The organism is Paenibacillus sp. NRS-1782 (assembly GCF_050467685.1).
GTDB classification, from domain to species: Bacteria; Bacillota; Bacilli; order Paenibacillales; family Paenibacillaceae; genus Paenibacillus; species Paenibacillus terrae_A.
On sequence record NZ_JBITPH010000034.1, the window covers coordinates 1 to 2,942 of the forward strand.

Consider the following 2,942-nt stretch of genomic DNA (forward strand, 5'->3'; position numbering starts at 1 on the left):
TGGGAAATCTCATCTTGAGGGGGGCTTCACGCTTAGATGCTTTCAGCGCTTATCCCTTCCGTACATAGCTACCCAGCGGTGCTCCTGGCGGAACAACTGGTACACCAGCGGTACGTCCATCCCGGTCCTCTCGTACTAAGGACAGCTCCTCTCAAATTTCCTACGCCCACGACAGATAGGGACCGAACTGTCTCACGACGTTCTGAACCCAGCTCGCGTACCGCTTTAATGGGCGAACAGCCCAACCCTTGGGACCTACTTCAGCCCCAGGATGCGATGAGCCGACATCGAGGTGCCAAACCTCCCCGTCGATGTGGACTCTTGGGGGAGATAAGCCTGTTATCCCCAGGGTAGCTTTTATCCGTTGAGCGATGGCCCTTCCATGCGGTACCACCGGATCACTAAGCCCGACTTTCGTCCCTGCTCGACTTGTAGGTCTCGCAGTCAAGCTCCCTTCTGCCTTTGCACTCTTCGAATGATTTCCAACCATTCTGAGGGAACCTTGGGGCGCCTCCGTTACTCTTTAGGAGGCGACCGCCCCAGTCAAACTGCCCACCTGACACTGTCCTCGTACCGGATCACGGTACCAAGTTAGAACCTAGATACGATCAGGGTGGTATCCCAAGGATGCCTCCTCTCAAGCTGGCGCTCAAGGATCAACGGCTCCCACCTATCCTGTACAGATCGTACCCAAATTCAATATCAAGCTGCAGTAAAGCTCCATGGGGTCTTTCCGTCTTGTCGCGGGTAACCTGCATCTTCACAGGTATTAAAATTTCACCGGATCTCTCGTTGAGACAGCGCCCAAGTCGTTACGCCATTCGTGCGGGTCAGAATTTACCTGACAAGGAATTTCGCTACCTTAGGACCGTTATAGTTACGGCCGCCGTTTACTGGGGCTTCGGTTCATAGCTTCGCTTGCGCTAACCACTCCCCTTAACCTTCCAGCACCGGGCAGGCGTCAGCCCGTATACTTCGCCTTACGGCTTCGCACAGACCTGTGTTTTTGCTAAACAGTCGCTTGGGCCTTTTCACTGCGGCCCCCTCGGGCTATTCACCCTACCGAGGCACCCCTTCTCCCGAAGTTACGGGGTCATTTTGCCGAGTTCCTTAACGAGAGTTCTTCCGCGCGCCTTAGAATTCTCTTCTCGCCTACCTGTGTCGGTTTGCGGTACGGGCACCTTCTCCTGGCTAGAGGCTTTTCTTGGCAGTCTGAGATCATGACCTTCGCTACTGTAATTTTCGCTCCCCATCACAGCCCAGCCTTACGATGTGCGGATTTGCCTACACACCAGCCTCACTGCTTAGACGGACATCCATCAGTCCGCGTCACTACCCTACTGCGTCACCCCATCGCTCATAACGGATTACGGTGGTACAGGAATTTCGACCTGTTGTCCTTCGACTACGCCTTTCGGCCTCGCCTTAGGTCCCGACTTACCCTGAGCGGACGAACCTTCCTCAGGAACCCTTAGGCTTTCGGCGGATCTGATTCTCACAGATCTTTTCGTTACTCATACCGGCATTCTCACTTGAATGCAGTCCAGCGCTCCTTACGGTACACCTTCTACCCGCATTCAACGCTCCCCTACCCCTGATGCATTGCATCAAGCCATAGCTTCGGTGGCGTGTTTAGCCCCGTTACATTTTCGGCGCAGAGTCACTCGACCAGTGAGCTATTACGCACTCTTTCAATGGTGGCTGCTTCTAAGCCAACATCCTGGTTGTCTGTGCAACTCCACATCCTTTCCCACTTAACACACACTTGGGGACCTTAGCTGATGGTCTGGGCTGTTTCCCTTTCGACAATGGATCTTAGCACTCACTGTCTGACTCCCGGAACCAAGTCTATGGCATTCGGAGTTTGACTGAGCTTGGTAACCCTTGCGGGCCCCGCACCCAATCAGTGCTCTACCTCCACGACTCTTATTCCGAGGCTAGCCCTAAAGCTATTTCGGGGAGAACCAGCTATCTCCGGGTTCGATTGGAATTTCTCCGCTACCCCCACCTCATCCCCGCATTTTTCAACATGCGTGGGTTCGGGCCTCCAGTGCGTGTTACCGCACCTTCACCCTGGACAGGGGTAGATCACCCGGTTTCGGGTCTACGTCCACGTACTCAAGATCGCCCTATTCAGACTCGCTTTCGCTACGGCTACAGTTTTTCACCTTAACCTTGCACGGGAACGTAACTCGCCGGTTCATTCTACAAAAGGCACGCCATCACCCATAAATAGGGCTCTGACTTCTTGTAAGCACACGGTTTCAGGATCTATTTCACTCCCCTTCCGGGGTGCTTTTCACCTTTCCCTCACGGTACTGCTTCACTATCGGTCGCCAGGGAGTATTTAGCCTTGGCAGATGGTCCTGCCGGATTCATACGGGGTTTCACGTGCCCCGCACTACTCGGGATCCGTCTCGGAGAGAACAAGTTTTGAACTACAGGGCTTTTACCTTCTCTGGCGGGCCTTTCCAGACCTCTTCATCTAACCGGTTCCTTTGTAACTCCATGTGAGACGTCCCACAACCCCAAGGAGCAAGCTCCTTGGTTTGGGCTAATCCGCGTTCGCTCGCCGCTACTGACGGAATCACTATTGTTTTCTCTTCCTCAGGGTACTTAGATGTTTCAGTTCCCCTGGTATGCCTCTGTCCTGCCTATGTATTCAGCAGAAAGTGACTGTCGATGAAGACAGCCGGGTTTCCCCATTCGGACATCCCCGGATCAAAGCTTGCTTACAGCTCCCCGAGGCTTTATCGTTGTTCGCCACGTCCTTCGTCGGCTCCTGGCGCCTAGGCATCCTCCGTGTGCTCTTTGTAGCTTAACCTAGCATTTACAAAGTAAATGCGATTCGCTTTGCATTTCGGTTCAACACTTACGTGTGAATGAAATACAAAACAGCTACCTTTATTTCACTTGTTTACACAAGATCAGCGTAAAGGAAT

At 53.2% G+C, this 2,942-nt stretch carries 1 rRNA gene; it reads right to left on the minus strand.

The annotated features are described in order from the left end of the window. Nucleotides 1-2,824: ribosomal RNA gene (locus tag ACIFQM_RS13005) — 23S ribosomal RNA — on the minus strand; the annotation flags it as partial. Between the last annotated feature and the right edge of the window lie 118 nt (nucleotides 2,825-2,942).